At 40.5% G+C, this 14,943-nt stretch carries 18 protein-coding genes; 2 read left to right on the plus strand and 16 right to left on the minus strand.

The window, feature by feature from the left end; all coding sequences use genetic code 11:
- Position 1: 1 nt before the first annotated feature.
- The 5 genes from ccmE to ccmA are packed head-to-tail and all read right to left on the minus strand — an operon-like array spanning position 2 to position 2,729.
- A complete protein-coding gene (gene ccmE, locus FHG08_RS14880; RefSeq protein WP_138605319.1) occupies positions 2 to 481 on the minus strand; it encodes a cytochrome c maturation protein CcmE in 480 nt (159 codons plus the stop codon).
- Positions 478 to 681 carry a heme exporter protein CcmD gene (gene ccmD / locus FHG08_RS14885; RefSeq protein WP_008112240.1) on the minus strand — a complete coding sequence of 68 codons (204 nt, stop codon included), beginning with the start codon at positions 679 to 681 and terminating at the stop codon, positions 478 to 480. Before ccmD ends, ccmE begins: the two co-directional genes overlap by 4 nt.
- A 2-nt stretch (positions 682 to 683) precedes the next feature.
- Complete coding sequence (locus FHG08_RS14890) at positions 684 to 1,421, minus strand: heme ABC transporter permease (protein ID WP_138605318.1); 738 nt, start codon at positions 1,419 to 1,421, stop codon at positions 684 to 686.
- A 1-nt stretch (position 1,422) separates the two neighbouring features.
- Entirely contained in the window at positions 1,423 to 2,109 is a 687-nt protein-coding gene (ccmB, locus tag FHG08_RS14895) for a heme exporter protein CcmB (protein ID WP_178956401.1), read from the minus strand.
- Positions 2,109 to 2,729: a cytochrome c biogenesis heme-transporting ATPase CcmA gene (ccmA, locus tag FHG08_RS14900; RefSeq protein ID WP_178956402.1), complete on the minus strand. Its 621-nt coding sequence runs from the start codon at positions 2,727 to 2,729 to the stop codon at positions 2,109 to 2,111. Before ccmA ends, ccmB begins: the two co-directional genes overlap by 1 nt.
- A 113-nt stretch (positions 2,730 to 2,842) precedes the next feature.
- Here ccmA and FHG08_RS14905 point away from each other — a divergent pair, with 113 nt between their 5' ends.
- Both FHG08_RS14905 and FHG08_RS14910 read left to right on the plus strand, forming a co-directional pair.
- Positions 2,843 to 5,008 (plus strand): flagellar hook-length control protein FliK, encoded by a 2,166-nt coding sequence (locus FHG08_RS14905; RefSeq protein WP_178956403.1) that lies wholly within the window; start codon positions 2,843 to 2,845, stop codon positions 5,006 to 5,008.
- A gap of 2 nt (positions 5,009 to 5,010) precedes the next feature.
- Positions 5,011 to 5,319: an EscU/YscU/HrcU family type III secretion system export apparatus switch protein gene (locus FHG08_RS14910; protein WP_054201705.1), complete on the plus strand. Its 309-nt coding sequence runs from the start codon at positions 5,011 to 5,013 to the stop codon at positions 5,317 to 5,319.
- A 27-nt stretch (positions 5,320 to 5,346) separates the two neighbouring features.
- Here FHG08_RS14910 and FHG08_RS14915 read toward each other — a convergent pair whose 3' ends face one another.
- From FHG08_RS14915 to FHG08_RS14965, 11 genes are read right to left on the minus strand one after another with little or no spacing between them, the layout of a single operon-like run.
- Positions 5,347 to 5,748, minus strand: a complete 402-nt coding sequence (locus tag FHG08_RS14915; RefSeq protein WP_054201706.1) for a DUF2802 domain-containing protein — start codon at positions 5,746 to 5,748, stop codon at positions 5,347 to 5,349.
- Positions 5,749 to 5,766: 18 nt separating this feature from the next.
- On the minus strand, positions 5,767 to 6,264 hold the full coding sequence (locus FHG08_RS14920; protein ID WP_008112225.1) for a chemotaxis protein CheW: 498 nt from the start codon (positions 6,262 to 6,264) through the stop codon (positions 5,767 to 5,769).
- A gap of 21 nt (positions 6,265 to 6,285) precedes the next feature.
- Entirely contained in the window at positions 6,286 to 7,020 is a 735-nt protein-coding gene (locus FHG08_RS14925; RefSeq protein WP_178956404.1) for a CheW domain-containing protein, read from the minus strand.
- A 3-nt stretch (positions 7,021 to 7,023) separates the two neighbouring features.
- The gene (locus tag FHG08_RS14930) at positions 7,024 to 7,794 is read right to left on the minus strand and encodes a ParA family protein (protein WP_138605313.1); all 771 of its coding nucleotides are present in this window, start codon (positions 7,792 to 7,794) and stop codon (positions 7,024 to 7,026) included.
- Between the two features lie 12 nt (positions 7,795 to 7,806).
- Positions 7,807 to 8,766: a flagellar motor protein MotB gene (locus tag FHG08_RS14935; RefSeq protein ID WP_178956405.1), complete on the minus strand. Its 960-nt coding sequence runs from the start codon at positions 8,764 to 8,766 to the stop codon at positions 7,807 to 7,809.
- A 5-nt stretch (positions 8,767 to 8,771) separates the two neighbouring features.
- Entirely contained in the window at positions 8,772 to 9,536 is a 765-nt protein-coding gene (locus FHG08_RS14940) for a flagellar motor protein (RefSeq protein ID WP_138605311.1), read from the minus strand.
- Positions 9,529 to 10,680 carry a chemotaxis response regulator protein-glutamate methylesterase gene (locus FHG08_RS14945; RefSeq protein WP_178956406.1) on the minus strand — a complete coding sequence of 384 codons (1,152 nt, stop codon included), beginning with the start codon at positions 10,678 to 10,680 and terminating at the stop codon, positions 9,529 to 9,531. The genes FHG08_RS14940 and FHG08_RS14945 overlap by 8 nt, the downstream gene beginning before the upstream one ends.
- 53 nt (positions 10,681 to 10,733) lie before the next feature.
- Complete coding sequence (locus tag FHG08_RS14950) at positions 10,734 to 12,980, minus strand: chemotaxis protein CheA (RefSeq protein ID WP_178956407.1); 2,247 nt, start codon at positions 12,978 to 12,980, stop codon at positions 10,734 to 10,736.
- Positions 12,981 to 12,994: 14 nt separating this feature from the next.
- Positions 12,995 to 13,768 carry a protein phosphatase CheZ gene (locus FHG08_RS14955; protein ID WP_178956408.1) on the minus strand — a complete coding sequence of 258 codons (774 nt, stop codon included), beginning with the start codon at positions 13,766 to 13,768 and terminating at the stop codon, positions 12,995 to 12,997.
- 16 nt (positions 13,769 to 13,784) lie between these two features.
- On the minus strand, positions 13,785 to 14,168 hold the full coding sequence (gene cheY / locus FHG08_RS14960; protein ID WP_138605307.1) for a chemotaxis response regulator CheY: 384 nt from the start codon (positions 14,166 to 14,168) through the stop codon (positions 13,785 to 13,787).
- Between the two features lie 40 nt (positions 14,169 to 14,208).
- Positions 14,209 to 14,919 (minus strand): RNA polymerase sigma factor FliA, encoded by a 711-nt coding sequence (locus FHG08_RS14965; RefSeq protein ID WP_138605376.1) that lies wholly within the window; start codon positions 14,917 to 14,919, stop codon positions 14,209 to 14,211.
- Positions 14,920 to 14,943 lie beyond the last annotated feature (24 nt).

The following is a 14,943-nucleotide window of genomic DNA, read 5'->3' on the forward strand; positions in this document are numbered from 1 at the left end:
ATCAGCTCCCACTATCTAAGTTATATTTTGGCTTTTCGTGCTTAATGCCTTTTACTGCCTCAGCAACTTCTGCCGGCATATATTCTTCATCATGCTTGGCCAATACTTCAAATGCTTCAATCACGTTAGGCTCTACTAACACACCTTGCGCAACAATCCCTTGTCCTTCACGAAACAAATCAGGCAAAATACCTTGATAACGTACCGTTACCAATGGGCCTGTATCAATCAGCTTAAAACTTACTTTTAGGCTTTGTTCATTTCTGATCACAGAGCCTGGTACTACCATACCGCCAATTCTCAGCTTTTGACCTACAAACGGCTTTTCTTTATCGGGACCTTTACCATCAATTAATTCGCTGGGGGTGTAAAACAAATTAATATTTTCTTGTAAGGCGTACAACACTAAACCAATTGATCCGCCAATACCAAAGAGTACGGCGATAATAACCAAAAGGCGTTTTTTACGTCTAGGGTTCACGAGGTTTGCTCCTGCTTAGAATTTTTAATTCGAGTTTCACGTGCAATTTGCTGCTCAACGGACGCTAAAATTTGTTTTTTGTCGCGTAACGAGCTAAATAAAATACCTAATAAAATCAATGCACATGTACCAAAAGAAAGCCATACATAAAAACCATAGCCTCCCATTGCAATAAAATCTGAAAACGAGTCAAACTGCATAATTACCCCTTAGTTAACAACTGTCGCACCCATGGGCGGTGCTTTTCACGGTGTAAAATTTCATTTTTAAGACGAATTAAAGTCACCGTACCGACAAACGCGGCAAAGGCTAAAATATTAATCATTAATGGCCAAAACATACTAGGGTCAACCGCATCGCGATTAAACTTAGTGATACTCGCCCCTTGGTGCAGGGTATTCCACCACTCCACCGAAAAGTGAATAATAGGTAGGTTGATCACCCCTACTATGGCTAAAATTGACGCGGCGCGACCGGCTGACTTTTTATCTTCAAAGGCATGGTACAAAGACAACACCCCTAAGTATAAAAATAATAAAATAAGTTCAGAAGTCAGTCGTGCATCCCATACCCACCAAGCACCCCACATCGGTTTACCCCATGCGGCACCGGTAATTAAGGCTATTGCAGTCATACACGCGCCAACAGGCGCGATTGCAATTACCGCAAGTTCTGCATTACGCAATTGCCATACCAAGGCAACAATGGCAGCAATCGCCATTGATGAATATGCGCCCATAGATAAAATAGCGGAGGGCACGTGAATAAAAATAATACGATAACTGTCTTTTTGTTGGTAATCGGCAGGGGCAAAACCTAACCCCCAAATCCAACCAACAATCATACTAACGACCGTTACTACTGCAAAATATGGCAGTAGAGTATTGCATAATTGATATGCTCGCTCTGCTTTCGCATACGGATGTAACCACTTCCACATATTAACTTACACTCACTTTTAATGCTGATGATATGGCAATTGGTGCACTGATAATCGCAACGACTAACATAGCACCAAGGATTGCAAGCTGACCACTGTAATCCAGCGACATAGTGCTGGTATCAATAGCGGAAGTTGCAAAAATTAAAACTGGAATATACAAAGGCAACACTAATAAGCTCATTAAAATGCCGCCTTTTTGTAATCCCACAGTCAAACCCGCCCCTATTGCGCCAATAAAGCTTAATAAAGGGCTTCCTAGTAATAGCGTTAATAACGTGGCCATTAAGGCCGTTGTTTCTAAATTTAGTAATAAAGCAAATAAAGGAGTCATAAAGACCAACGGTAAGCCGGTGATCACCCAATGGGCCGCAACTTTACCTAGCACAGTTAATGATAATGGATACGAGGAAGCAATTAGTTGCTCCAAAGAGCCATCGTTATAGTCATCTCTAAATAACTTATCGAGTCCAAGCATGGTTGATAATAAAGCCGCAACCCAAATAATGCCTGGCGCCATTCTTGATAACAACCCAGGCTCTGGCCCTATTGCTAATGGGAATAACGAGATAACAATTAAAAAAAACAAGATAGGATTGACTATTTCAGCACGCTGGCGAAAAGCGAGTTTAACGTCTTTACTAAATACCGCGACAAATAACTGCCAATATGAGTGCTGTCGTGTCATTAGTGGCGGTACTCCAAAGTCAAGGTCTGTAGGTCACTAAAGTGGGTGGTTAGGTCTTGGTGTGTTGTTAACAAAATAGCGCCCCCCTTTGATAAGTGCTCAGTAAAACGTTGCTGTAAAAAAGCAACGCCACTTTTGTCGAGCGCTGTAAATGGTTCATCTAAAATCCATAACTTAGCTTCAGATAACCATAATCTAACCAAAGCTACTCGTCTTTGTTGACCCGCCGATAATGTTCTTACGGGCACATCTTCCAGCCCTACCAAACCTAACTTACTCAACAAAGGATATAAATCAGGTGTATTAACATAACCATTAATTGCCAACCAATGTGCTACATTTTCAACTGCACTGAGTTGTACATTAACTCCGGTTTTATGGCCTATAAATAATAAATCTCTGGCGTATTCGTCATAATATTTTTTGATAGATTGATTAAGGTATAAAATATCACCTTCATCAGGCAGCGAAAAACCGGCAATGATGCGCAATAATGATGTTTTGCCAGCCCCATTAGGACCAGCTAACTGCATGATTTGACCGCTTTTAAGGCTAAAATTAAGTTCATCAAACAAACAACGCTCTTGCTTGATACAAGTAACGGACTTAATGTGTAACAAGATGACGATTCTCTCTGCCAAAAATTAGCGGTAAGTCTACCATAATGATAGGGTAATACGAATATTGCTTTAGAATCGATTTACTTAAAATACAGAAAACTTGATATAAAATAATGAATACACCAACGCACATTACAGTGACTAACCCACAGGTTAGTAATCAAACAACCGATTCGGGTAAAACTGCGTTACCAATACTGCCGCCTGAAGTACTAGCGGCAAAAAACATTCAGTTTTCTAAAGATTCAGTTACGCTTGATGTATTTATGAATAAGCATTGGCAAACAATTCGGCTCACTGTTAATGAAGCCCCAACAAACGTTGAAAAAATAGCGAGTGCTAACATACAACTAAGTGCAGATGGTAAAAGCTTAACCATTATTCCTAACAACAGCACCTTATCAATTAAACAACCAGAACAGTTACAGCGGTTTTTAAACTTTATAAACACTCAAAGTGATATTCAAAACAACCCGCTATCGATACAAGTTACTTTAAAGCCAACGCCAAAACTGGTGATTGAAAAATTTAATGCCAGCATCGCCATTAATAAACAAGTAGCGCAATTACTGGCCGAAGAACCCTTATTAAAAGGCATAATTGATACTGATGGCAAAGGTACACGGCTAAATATCATTAATCGTTTTGCTGACATTGTACATTCTCAACCTTTAAGCCAGGCAAAACTAACACAATTAGTTGCTAACAATTTAGGTCATGCTCAGCTTCATGCTACACCCAAGTTTGCGGTGCTAACTCCAAATACCGCAAAAAGCTCGTTAAATATTAGCTTAAGCCATCAACAGTTATCTGAACTACCCACAACGCCGACTAAGGTAACTATTAGCAGCCAAGCAGATAAACTATTAATTAAAACCGCTTATCAAAATATAACCGTGGAGCTTAAAAACTCATTTAGTAAACCATTTAATGAAATGCTGTTACAGCAACCGCAAGTTGCTATCGATTCGCAAAAAATTAAGTCTCATCCACTTAGTACCGTTAATAGTCCAATTCAATCATGGCTAAAAAGCAGCTTTGCTGATTTTAAAACACGTATTTTAGATGCGGTAAAACATTTTGAAAGCAAGCCATTTACCACTGTATTAAACGCATCTCAAAAACCAAACATTGCTTTTAATGAACAGCAACAATTGCTCGCGCCAACGCAAAAAATAGACATTACGCAATTAAAAAGCCCTTTAGGAACTCCCCCCCCTTTAGTGCAACTAACCCAGCAGCTAAAAACCAGTATCTCTTTATGGCAACAGCGAGCGTTACCAACACCCGTAGATTTACACCCTGTTATTACCCAATCAGCACAAACAGCTAATAGCACCTTAACAGCCGTTAATCATTTGCAGCCACTGGAAAAGCTATTATTGACAGCCGTTTTAAAGCAAACCGAAACCGCTCCAATAGAGCAAAAAGAAGCAAGCAAACACGCTCTAAGCAGCCAACTAAACACTATCGTAACTAAGGCGGCAGATCAGGGTACTGACTTAAACCGCTTGGTTAATCAAGCTTTTAACCGTATGTTGTCAGAAAGTAATTTACACCCGACCACCATACAACGTGAAATACTCAGCACTATAAAGCCGACACAACTAACCAGTGACACTTTGCAGAGTTCCTTTAATCGAGGTGTAGAACAACTTTCATTAAGCATTTTAGCTGCGCCGATTATTAACCAAAACCCAACAGCCGTTAGCATTAATAATCAAAGCGGTTTAGAGGCCCTACTTCAGGTTTTATTACCAAGCTTCAAGGCCGGTAATAATACTAATAAGTTATTAGAACAGTTACAGCAACCACAAGTGCAAGCATTAGCAGGTGAATTAACACAAATTAAAAACACCTTAAGCCAAGTACAAGCGCCCGTTTTGAGCCAGCAGCCTGACACTAACTCCTTAGTGCAGTTTTTATTGCCTATGAAACTGCCACCAGAGGCGGCACAAACAGAAATATCGTTAGGACAATATAAAAAGCCAAACAACGGCAAATTAGCGGATAAAAACGTGTGGTTTGTAAGATTAAATTTTGATTATGCTGAACTAGGTAAGCTGCAAATAACCGCAGAGTTGATGGACAAAGCATTAGATTGTCAGTTATTAGCGTCCACTCAAGCTGTGAGCGCGTTGGCTCATCCACACCTTGATAATTTACGCTCAAAACTAGCAAAACAGGGCTTACAAGTCGGCGATCTTAATTTGAAACGCGCAGATGACAACCATCAAGCATTTTATCAATCCCATACCATTATAAATATTAAGGTTTAGCCATGACGGATTCATTTAAAAACAATTCAGCAATTGGACTGCTCTACGAAACGGGTAATTCACCCACCGTAAGCGCTAAAGGGTTTGGAGAATTGGCGGATGAAATTATTGCCCTAGCTAAAGATAAAGGTATTTTAATCCATCAGGATGAAGCACTTGCAAATACACTGTCGAAATTAGAGCTTGGCGAAGAGATCCCTAAAGAGCTTTACTTTGTTATTGCTGAACTGATTGCTTTTTCATATGTGGTAAGAGGGAAATTCCCGCCCGGATGGCAGGACTTTCAAGGGAAGCTCAATATAAAAGCATGAGCCAATATGATAAAAACAAAAAAGGCGCTAAGCGCCTTTTTGTTTGTGTAAAGAAAATAACAGTTCTGCTTCGGCGCGGGGTAATTCACACTCGCGAATAACCTCATCTAAATCAGCACCTAGCTCAACCATTTTTACCGCTCGAGAGTATATTTTAGCATCAGGGTCATCGTATTTTTGAGCAGCTTGTTGCTGTATCAGCTCTTGGTTTTGTTGTTCTACCTCAAGCACTCGTTTACCAATACTCATTAATCCAGTTCGTAACTCAGAGACTTCGCTACGTAAAATATTAATCTGCTCTGATGAATCTTTAAATTGCTGTAATTGTGCGCCAAGCTCATTCGCATAACGCTTTTTAAACATCACAATTAACAGCAGCGAGAATAGCCCAAATGCCAAACCCGCAATTGCAATACCAAGTAATAACATAATTTTATGTAGAGAAGCTTATATATCGCTTAACTCATCCCATTCGTCATCACTAAGTAGTTTATTTAAATCAACCAGAATAAGTAGCTCATTATCGCGGTTACATACACCTTGAATAAATTTAGCACTTTCTTCAGTACCCACGTTTGGAGCGCTGTCAATTTCTGAGCTACGTAAATACACGACCTCAGACACGCTATCGGCTAAAATACCAATTACTTGTTCTTCAGCTTCAATAATCAAAATACGTGAATTGTCGGTCGCTTCAATGTCAGGTAACCCAAAGCGAGAGCGAGTATCAATAACGGTAACAACATTACCACGCAGGTTGATAATACCAATCACATACGAAGGCGCACCTGGGACAGGAGCAATTTCGGTGTAACGCAGTATTTCTTGCACTTGCATTACATTTACGCCATAAGTTTCATCTTCTAGCTTAAACGTAACCCACTGTAAAATTTCATCATTATTATCTGCATTTTTTTTAGCTGACAGTAATTTATCTTCACTCATGCTCTTACCTCGTAATGGTCATTACTTGTGACGGCTATCTAAGCCCTTCTCTAATAGTGCATTTAAATTATTAACATCTATTAAAGCACACATTTTTTCTTTAATTACTCCAGCAAGCCATGGGCGCTTACTGTCATTTGTACGCCATTTTACATCTTCTTTACTCAATGTAATGTTATTTATTAGTTTTTCTGCTAATAAACCCCACTGGCTATCACCTAAAGTGATTAGATATTGATAATTTAAAGATGCCTCTAACTGCTCATCATACTTTTCAGGCATAACCCAGCGTGCAGTATCAACAACATTGAGCTTTTCTTCTCGGTTGATCATGACACCTTTAAACCATTTAGGTTTACCAAATAAATGATTCACTTCCCCAAGCTCATGAATGCCGCCTAACGCTTTTAATGGCACTGCTAAAGTGAGTCCTGCTACCTCAAAAAATAATGCCTGAAATTCACCATCAAAGTATTCAGCTTCATTACCAAGTGCTACATCATGTTCAGTTTTAAGCTGCTGAACTTGGTGAGAATCTATTTCTACATTCGTTACCTGCTCATGGCGTTTTTCAACCTCAACAACCGGCTCAACTACCGATTCAACCTGAAGTGGTTGCTCTTTTTGCTCTTCATACGCTACCTGCTCAAGCAATTTAGCAACAGGCTCAAGGTCTTTCGCTGGTACGTCATCAGATAATAACGCCCCTAAATACTGAGTGACTACTTTTTCATTAGCAAATAATTGCTTACTCATTTATTAACCTTGTTTTATTAAATATTCGAGCAATGCTTTATAAGCATAGACTCCACGGGCATTAGGGCAAAAATCAATAGGCACTTTTTGCGCTAAACTCGCATCTCTAAATTTTGTATCAACAGGAATTACACCTGGCCATACTTTTTCTTTGTACGTATCTTGTAATGTTTTATAGGCTTCAAGTGACGCTTTGGTGCGCTTATCATACATAGTTGGAATTATAGTATATTCATAGCTTTTCGCTTGCGAGGTTTGCATTAATTCCATAGTACGCATCATTCTATCAAGCCCCTTAAGCGCTAAGAACTCAGTTTGTACTGGCACCAGCACTCTTTCACAAGCAGCAAGGGCATTGACCATAAGTACCCCTAAAACGGGCGGACAATCTAAAATTGCGTAATCGTAATGCTCGCCAATTTTAGCCAATGTTTTTTTTAAAATCAGGCCCATCCCCGTTTTATTACCCATACTACGGTCAAGTGTAGCAATCGCCATTGTGGCAGGTAAAATATCAAGATTTTCTATAGTAGAAGGGCATAATGCTTGCAATATTTCCTCGCTTTTCATGCTCGACCCGCGACTGAAAATATCGTAAACACTGACCTCTAAATCTTCTGAATCAATGCCAAAGTAATAAGTTAATGATGCATGTGGATCGGTATCAATCAGTAACACTCGCTTACCTTGAAGCGCAAGGATGCCAGCAAGGCTAACCGCTGTAGTGGTTTTACCTACCCCTCCTTTTTGATTGGCTACTGTCCAGATTTTCACATTACATCCTAATTACTGTTCATTACGCGTAGTAACACGAATACCACCATGCTCTAAGCGAATTATTTTTATTGTATCGTCTTGAGTAGGCAGCTCAACTTCAGCTGGTTTAATAGCTTCAGGAAGTTGCTGCTCAGTATCCTCATCCGCTGACTCTAAAACCAAGCCGTATTTGGAAAGCGCAATCACCACTTTGCGGTTTTCAGCCCGCCCTGCTTCGGTATCATTATCGGCAAAAGGTGAGTATTGGCCATATCCCTCAATTGCCATGCGCGCAGATTGAATACCTAAGCGCTCTAATTCAACTAATATTGATGTTGCACGTGCCACCGACAACTCCCAATTAGAGCGAAATATTTCATTGCGAATAGTTTCGTTATCTGTGTATCCCCGCACTCTTATATAGTTATCGACAGGTGCGATTATTGCTTCAATCTTTTTTACAACGTCTTTAGCTTGGTTATGCGCAACGGCACTACCGCTGGCAAACAACAACCCAGAATTAAGTTCAATAACCAGCCAATCTTGACTAAGCTCTAAGCTTGCATCGCCACTACGTATTTCATCAATGAGTGACGACTGTAGTTTGACCAGTAAACTGTCGAGTGGCTTACCTAAGTGACGCTGGCTGATATTGCTATTATCACTTTGGCCATCGAGCAATACTGGCCCTTGTTCTTGTTTTTGAATACTTTCGCCATATAAAACTTCAGCCTCGGGAGTCACTCTTTCAAGCAACAAAGCATCGCCGTTTACTCCCTTACCTTGCTGAGAAAATTGTTTAGCTGACTTATCAAAAACATGCTCAAGAGAGTCAGATAAAACTTGTATATTGTCTTCTTTGTTTATTGCAATAGCATACAATACAACAAAAAATGCAAACATAATGGTCATGTAATCTGCATAAGAGACTAGCCAACGCTCAGTATGTTGGCTTTTAACGTTTTGATGACGTAAGCGACGGCGAAGCATAACCGCTAATGAGCCTGTAATATAGGACGTTCAACGCGGTAAGCTTCAAGCTTTAATTCTATATTAATAGGGCTCTCGCCTTGGCTAATGGCAATAACGCCTTCAGCTAGCATTTCATGGTAAAGCATTTTTTGCTCAACCCGTTGCTTTAATTTGTTGGCCATCGGCAAAAACAGTAAATTAGCTAAACCTACACCATATATAGTCGCAATGAATGCAGTGGCAATACCCGTTCCTAATTGCTCAGGATCGTTAATAAACGACATAGCTTGGATCAGTCCAAGCACAGCACCTAAAATACCAATGGTTGGGCTGTAACCTCCCATCGCTTCATACACTCGGCTAGCTTCCAGCAATCGTTCTCGTTCAAGTAATAAATCAATCTCGAGAGTATCACGAAGCTTTTGATCTGAGCAGCCATCGACTAATAAACTCAGTCCTTTAGTGGCATAAGGGTCAGAGTGAGTAAGTGCTTCGTTTTCGAGCGCTAAATAGCCCTCTTGGCGGGCTTTATGCGACCAGCGTTTTACTTGTTCAATCGTATCTTCAATATCGTGGTCATCAGTAACAAAAACCCAATGAGTAATACTAAGCATTTTCTTAAATGTATTGGCTGATGTTTGCAGCATCACTGCTCCTAATGTGCCGCCTAATACAATAATAAGTGCAGGCCCATTAAACAGAGCAGATACCACACCTCCCTCTAAAGAATAACCGATTGCAATAGCACCTAATGCAACCAATAATCCTAAAATAGAAAGCTTATCCACAGCCAATCTCTCTTTTTAAACGCGCAGCAACATCATGAAGACCTATGCTTTCACTTGCTAATCCTGCACTTGCTACTGCTTGCGGCATACCATATACAACACAGCTTTTTTCATCTTGAGCCCAAATTGTAGCGCCAGTTTGTTTAAGCATACGAGCACCATCACGACCATCCGCGCCCATACCAGTCAAAATAACGGCAAGTACATCACCTTGGTATGCTTTTGCTGCACTAGCAAAGGTTATGTCAACACTAGGCTTATAGCTTACTCGTTCATTTTTATCTTCAAATACGCGTAGTGTTCTGTTTGAACCCCGTCCTTCTACCATCATTTGCTGCCCACCTGGTGCTAAATATGCACAGCCAGGTTGAAGCCTATCGCCTTGCTGTGCTTCTTTTACTTTAATTTTGCACAAGCTATCTAATCGGGTTGCGAACGCAGGTGTAAATGCCGCAGGCATGTGTTGTATGAGTAGTATTGGGTGTGGGAAATTAGCAGGTAACTGAGTCAATATAGTTTGCAGTGCAACCGGTCCACCTGTTGATGTCCCAATAGCAACTAGTTGATACTGTTTACCACTTGCGCGCACTGATGTACCACTACTGGTTGGTACAGGAGCTGTATTATTGAAGCTGCGATCAGGTTGAACAATTGGCTTTTTAGCGAGATTAGAAAAGCGTTCAGACGTGCTTGGTGCTGGTTTACTTATACTAGGAGAGGCTGGCGCTCTTGTGATTCTACCAATACGCTGGCGACCTATTTCCTTAACCTTATTTTGTAGTAACTTAATTGCATCGTCGTTGTTACGTGCGATATCTTCAAACTTTTTCGGTAAAAAGTCCATCGCACCAGCATCAAGTGCATCTAAGGTAGCAGATGCCCCTGCACGCGTTAACGACGAGAACATTAAAATAGGAGTGGGATTACTCGCCATTATCTCTTTAACTGCGCTGATGCCATCAAGCACAGGCATTTCAACATCCATGGTGATCACATCGGGTCGTAGTTGAGCTGTTTTATCGACAGCTTCTCGACCATTTACAGCGAAACCTATAACTTCAATGCCGCTGTCTTGTTCAAGTATTTCACTCACTCTGCGGCGAAAAAAGCTTGAATCATCAACTACTAAAACTTTAACAGCCATTTCGCTCTCTTATTCAATGAATGGGTAGGCATAAAATGTATGCCTACTTTTAATTATCCAGCGTAATGCTTTAACATATTTGGCACATCTAGGATCAGTGCAATACCACCATCAGAGGTAATTGTTGCACCTGCCATACCTGGTGTACCTTGAAGTAATGCGTCTAGAGGCTTAATTACCACTTCTTCTTGACCAATGAGCGAGTCAACAACAAAACCCACTTTTTGAGTTCCTATTTGCACAATAACCACATGACCTTGTGCTTTTCGCTGACCTCTATCGGCGCCTTTAATGAGCCAATGTTCAAGGTAGAATAGTGGAATTGATTTTTTACGAACAATTATAGTTAGCTGGCCATCAACCACATTGGTTTTTGTTAAATCTAAATGGAATATTTCACTCACACCCGCCAGCGGCAACGCAAAGGTTTGTTCGCCAACTATTACCATTAAGGTAGGCAGTATCGCTAGAGTAAGTGGCACTTTAATTTCTAAAGTAGTACCAACACCCATTTCTGATTTGATATTCACCGAGCCATTGAGTTGAGTGATTTTTGTTTTAACCACATCCATACCAACACCACGGCCGGAAATATCTGAGATCTCTTCTTTAGTTGAAAAACCAGGTGCAAAAATAAGATTATACGCTTCAGTATCAGAAAGACGACTCGCTTGGTCGTGATCAAGCACCCCTTTACTAATCGCAATCTTTTTAAGCTTTTCAGCATCCATACCGGCACCATCATCTTGGATGGTAAGTAGAATATGATCGCCTTGTTGAGAAGCTGATAAGGTCACAGTACCCGTTCTAGGTTTACCCGATGCTTCACGAACATCTGGCATTTCAATACCATGATCCACTGAGTTGCGCACTAAATGCACCAATGGATCTGCCAATGCTTCTACTAAGTTTTTGTCTAAATCAGTGTCTTCACCAACAAGTAATAAATTAATATCTTTTTGTAGCGTTCGTGCTAAATCTCGAACTACACGTGGAAAACGGCCAAACACTTTTTTGATTGGCTGCATTCGCGTTTGCATTACCGCACCTTGGATATCAGCAGTCACTACATCTAAATTAGAAATAGCTTTGCCCATAGCCTCGCTGTCAGAGTTTGTTGCCAGACTCACCAAACGGTTTCGCACAAGTACCAGCTCGCCTACCATATTCATTATTTGGTCTAAACGTTTGGTGTCAACACGAACCGTTGTTTCTGCCGGTGGAGGCGCTGCTTTTTTAGGCGGCGCGGCCTTGGCTGGCTGTGGAGCAGGCGCCGGCTTAGCAGGCTCTGCTTTTGGTACCGGTTTCGGTTCAGGTTTTGGTACAGGTTTCGGTGTAGCAGCAGGTGCAGACTTGTTTGCGGCTACGGGCTCAGGTTTACTTGCCGGAGCCGATACTTCTATAGCTTTAGGTGCACCTTTGCCATGTAATTCATCTAGCAAAGCTTCAAATTCATCGTCACTTATTTCATCATCGCCCGCGCTTGAGTCACTATTTTGTGAATCTACTACAGGAGCTGATGGTGCTTGCTGTGGTGTACTTGCAGTGCTTTGAGTAACTTCGCCAAAACTACCAACACCATGAAGCTCATCTAATAAGCTATCAAATTCATCATCTGTAATATCGCCATTTACATCACTGTCGCTTGATGGGGATTGTTTTTCTTGCGTGGACTGGCCTTTACCATGAAGCTCATCAAGAAGACTTTCGAACTCATCTTCAGTTATTTCATCAATCTGAGAGTCTGAGCTACTACTATCTGGGCCGCTAAATAATTCATCAAATGCGAATGGGTCTTCTTCAGAATCATTGCTAGGTTGTTCTACAGCGGCCTCAGGTTCTACTGATGGGGTTTCAACAGAGGCTGTATCTTCCTCAACTACAGCATCGCCGGCTAGCTCTTCTGCCGTCGGTGGTTGTCCAAGCTTATGAAGGACTGCAAGTAACTCTGGATCAGCAGGTTCTGGCTGGTCACGATTTTTAATTGTGGCAAACATTTCATTAATGGTGTCGAGCGCTTGTAAAATTACATCCATTAATTCAGAGTTAACTGTTCTTACACCTTGGCGCAATAAATCAAACACGTTTTCAGCACCATGACATGCATCAACAAGCTCTGTCATTGCCAAAAAGCCGGCGCCACCTTTTACAGTGTGGAAACCACGAAATATTGCGTTTAGTAGTTCAGTATCATCTGGGTTGTTTTCCAGTTCTACTAACTGTTCAGATAAAAGCTCAAGGATTTCTCCGGCCTCTACTAAAAAGTCTTGTAAAATATCTTCATCGACTTCAAAGCTCATGCAGTACTCTCCTATTAGAAGCCCAAACTTGATAATAGATCATCAACTTCATCTTGATCAGATACAACATCATTACGCGATTCTTTATCAATAATAGGCCCTTCAGGGCCTGCTAGTGTTTGTGCAACAATGGAATCTTCTGTTTCTTCTGGTTGTTCGGTCTGTTGTGTTGGCTCAACCTCACCTTGTGCTGCAAATGCAGTTAACAAGTGGATCAAGCTTTCTTCAACTTCACGCACAAGTTCAATAACACGACGAATAACCTGACCAGTTAAATCTTGATAGTCTTGAGCCATCAATACATTGGTCATCAACATCTGCAACTCATCAGTTTTATGATGAGAGCTGTTCATAAACTTATCAATACTATGACAAAGTGACTTAAACTCACCAAGCTCAATTTCCCGGTTCATTAACCGATCCCACGTTGGCTTGATATCAGAAATTTCGTCAGCAATTTCTTGCGCTAAAGGTAAGCTAGCTTCAACTGCATCCATTGTTTTATTGGCTGCATTCTCAGTCATTTCCATGACATAGTTGAGGCGTTTCTTAGCATCAGGGATGGCATCAGTGGTAATGTCTGTTAAGCGCGTATCTAACTCGAAACTCTTTAAAGCTTCATGTAATTGACGCGTTAACTTACCTACCTCAGCAAATAACTGTGATTGCTCTTGTGAAGCTGTTTCTAAAATTAACTGATTCGCTTTATCTTGCTCACCATTTTCTAAAAAAACAACCAACTGGCGAGCTTGTTCTAAAGTAATCTGAGGCGCAGCAGGTGCTGACATAAGCCTCTCCCTCTCATTAACCTAAGCGTTCGAACACTTTTTCTAATTTAGTCTTCAATGTACCTGCAGTAAATGGTTTAACAATATAACCATTAACACCTGCTTGGGCCGCAGCTACTATTTGTTCTTTTTTAGCTTCTGCTGTAACCATTAAAACAGGAATATGCTTTAATTTGTCATCAGCTCGAATTGCCCTCAAAAGATCAATACCTTGCATGCCTGGCATATTCCAATCTGTTACAACAAAATCAAATACTTGATTTTGCAACATAGGTAAAGCAGTTGACCCATCATCCGCTTCTTGAACATTGGTAAAACCTAAATCGCGCAACAGGTTTTTAATAATACGTCTCATTGTTGAAAAATCATCAACAACAAGAATTTTAATGTTTTTATCCAAAACATCCTCCAGTGAGGCCTGAACCTTTATTTACTTACTTCTAGTTTATCCAGTCATTGATTTTTGCTTTAAGCTTAATCATCGCCTGACCATGTATCTGACTTACACGCGACTCACTAACATCGAGTATATGCCCAATTTCTTTTAAATTCATTTCATCGTTATAGTACAAAGAAAGCACCATTGCATCTTTTTCCGGTAACGACTTTATCGCATTGAGTAAAGACTCATTAAACCGTTCATTTTTAACATTATTGAAAGGTTTGTCTAGTGCTAAATCTTGGCCATGAGGTGTAATCACATCATCGTCAATACCAAGGTCCTCAATGCCCAAAACTTTGCTTACATTGACATCATTTAAAATATGATGGTACTCATTTAACGAAATTTCAAGTTTTTCAGCCACTTCACTATCTTTAGGTTCACGATTTAAACTGTTTTCAAGCGCGACTATCGTCTCTGCTACTAGTCTACTTTTTCTGTGAACTGAACGTGGAACCCAATCACCTCGTCGCATTTCATCTATCATTGCACCACGAATACGAATACCCGCAAAGGTTTCAAAACTCGCGCCTTTACTGGCATCGAAGTTTTTTGAAGCCTCTATTAAGCCAATCATACCTGATTGAATTAAATCATCTAGTTGCACACTGGCCGGTAAACGAGCAATTAAATGGCATGCCACTTTTTTGACTAATGAGGCATGCTTTTCAACAATCATATTTAAATTCTGTGCTGACTGATATCCCATAGCTCTATTCACCGGTATTGTCAT

Origin of the sequence: Pseudoalteromonas sp. Scap03 (assembly GCF_013393115.1) — a bacterium.
Lineage (GTDB): Bacteria > Pseudomonadota > Gammaproteobacteria > Enterobacterales > Alteromonadaceae > Pseudoalteromonas.

What these genes read in the sequence shown, in the direction of transcription:
- FHG08_RS14905 (WP_178956403.1), top strand. Translation starts at nt 2,843, where the DNA reads ATGAATACACCAACGCACATTACAGTGACTAACCCACAGGTTAGTAAT.
- FHG08_RS14910 (WP_054201705.1), top strand. Translation starts at nt 5,011, where the DNA reads ATGACGGATTCATTTAAAAACAATTCAGCAATTGGACTGCTCTACGAA.
- FHG08_RS14920 (WP_008112225.1), bottom strand. Translation starts at nt 6,264, where the DNA reads ATGAGTGAAGATAAATTACTGTCAGCTAAAAAAAATGCAGATAATAAT.
- ccmD (WP_008112240.1), bottom strand. Translation starts at nt 681, where the DNA reads ATGCAGTTTGACTCGTTTTCAGATTTTATTGCAATGGGAGGCTATGGT.
- FHG08_RS14955 (WP_178956408.1), bottom strand. Translation starts at nt 13,768, where the DNA reads ATGTCAGCACCTGCTGCGCCTCAGATTACTTTAGAACAAGCTCGCCAG.
- FHG08_RS14945 (WP_178956406.1), bottom strand. Translation starts at nt 10,680, where the DNA reads ATGGCTGTTAAAGTTTTAGTAGTTGATGATTCAAGCTTTTTTCGCCGC.
- ccmB (WP_178956401.1), bottom strand. Translation starts at nt 2,109, where the DNA reads ATGACACGACAGCACTCATATTGGCAGTTATTTGTCGCGGTATTTAGT.
- FHG08_RS14915 (WP_054201706.1), bottom strand. Translation starts at nt 5,748, where the DNA reads ATGTTATTACTTGGTATTGCAATTGCGGGTTTGGCATTTGGGCTATTC.
- FHG08_RS14950 (WP_178956407.1), bottom strand. Translation starts at nt 12,980, where the DNA reads ATGAGCTTTGAAGTCGATGAAGATATTTTACAAGACTTTTTAGTAGAG.
- FHG08_RS14925 (WP_178956404.1), bottom strand. Translation starts at nt 7,020, where the DNA reads ATGAGTAAGCAATTATTTGCTAATGAAAAAGTAGTCACTCAGTATTTA.
- FHG08_RS14935 (WP_178956405.1), bottom strand. Translation starts at nt 8,766, where the DNA reads ATGCTTCGCCGTCGCTTACGTCATCAAAACGTTAAAAGCCAACATACT.
- FHG08_RS14890 (WP_138605318.1), bottom strand. Translation starts at nt 1,421, where the DNA reads ATGTGGAAGTGGTTACATCCGTATGCGAAAGCAGAGCGAGCATATCAA.
- FHG08_RS14965 (WP_138605376.1), bottom strand. Translation starts at nt 14,919, where the DNA reads ATGGGATATCAGTCAGCACAGAATTTAAATATGATTGTTGAAAAGCAT.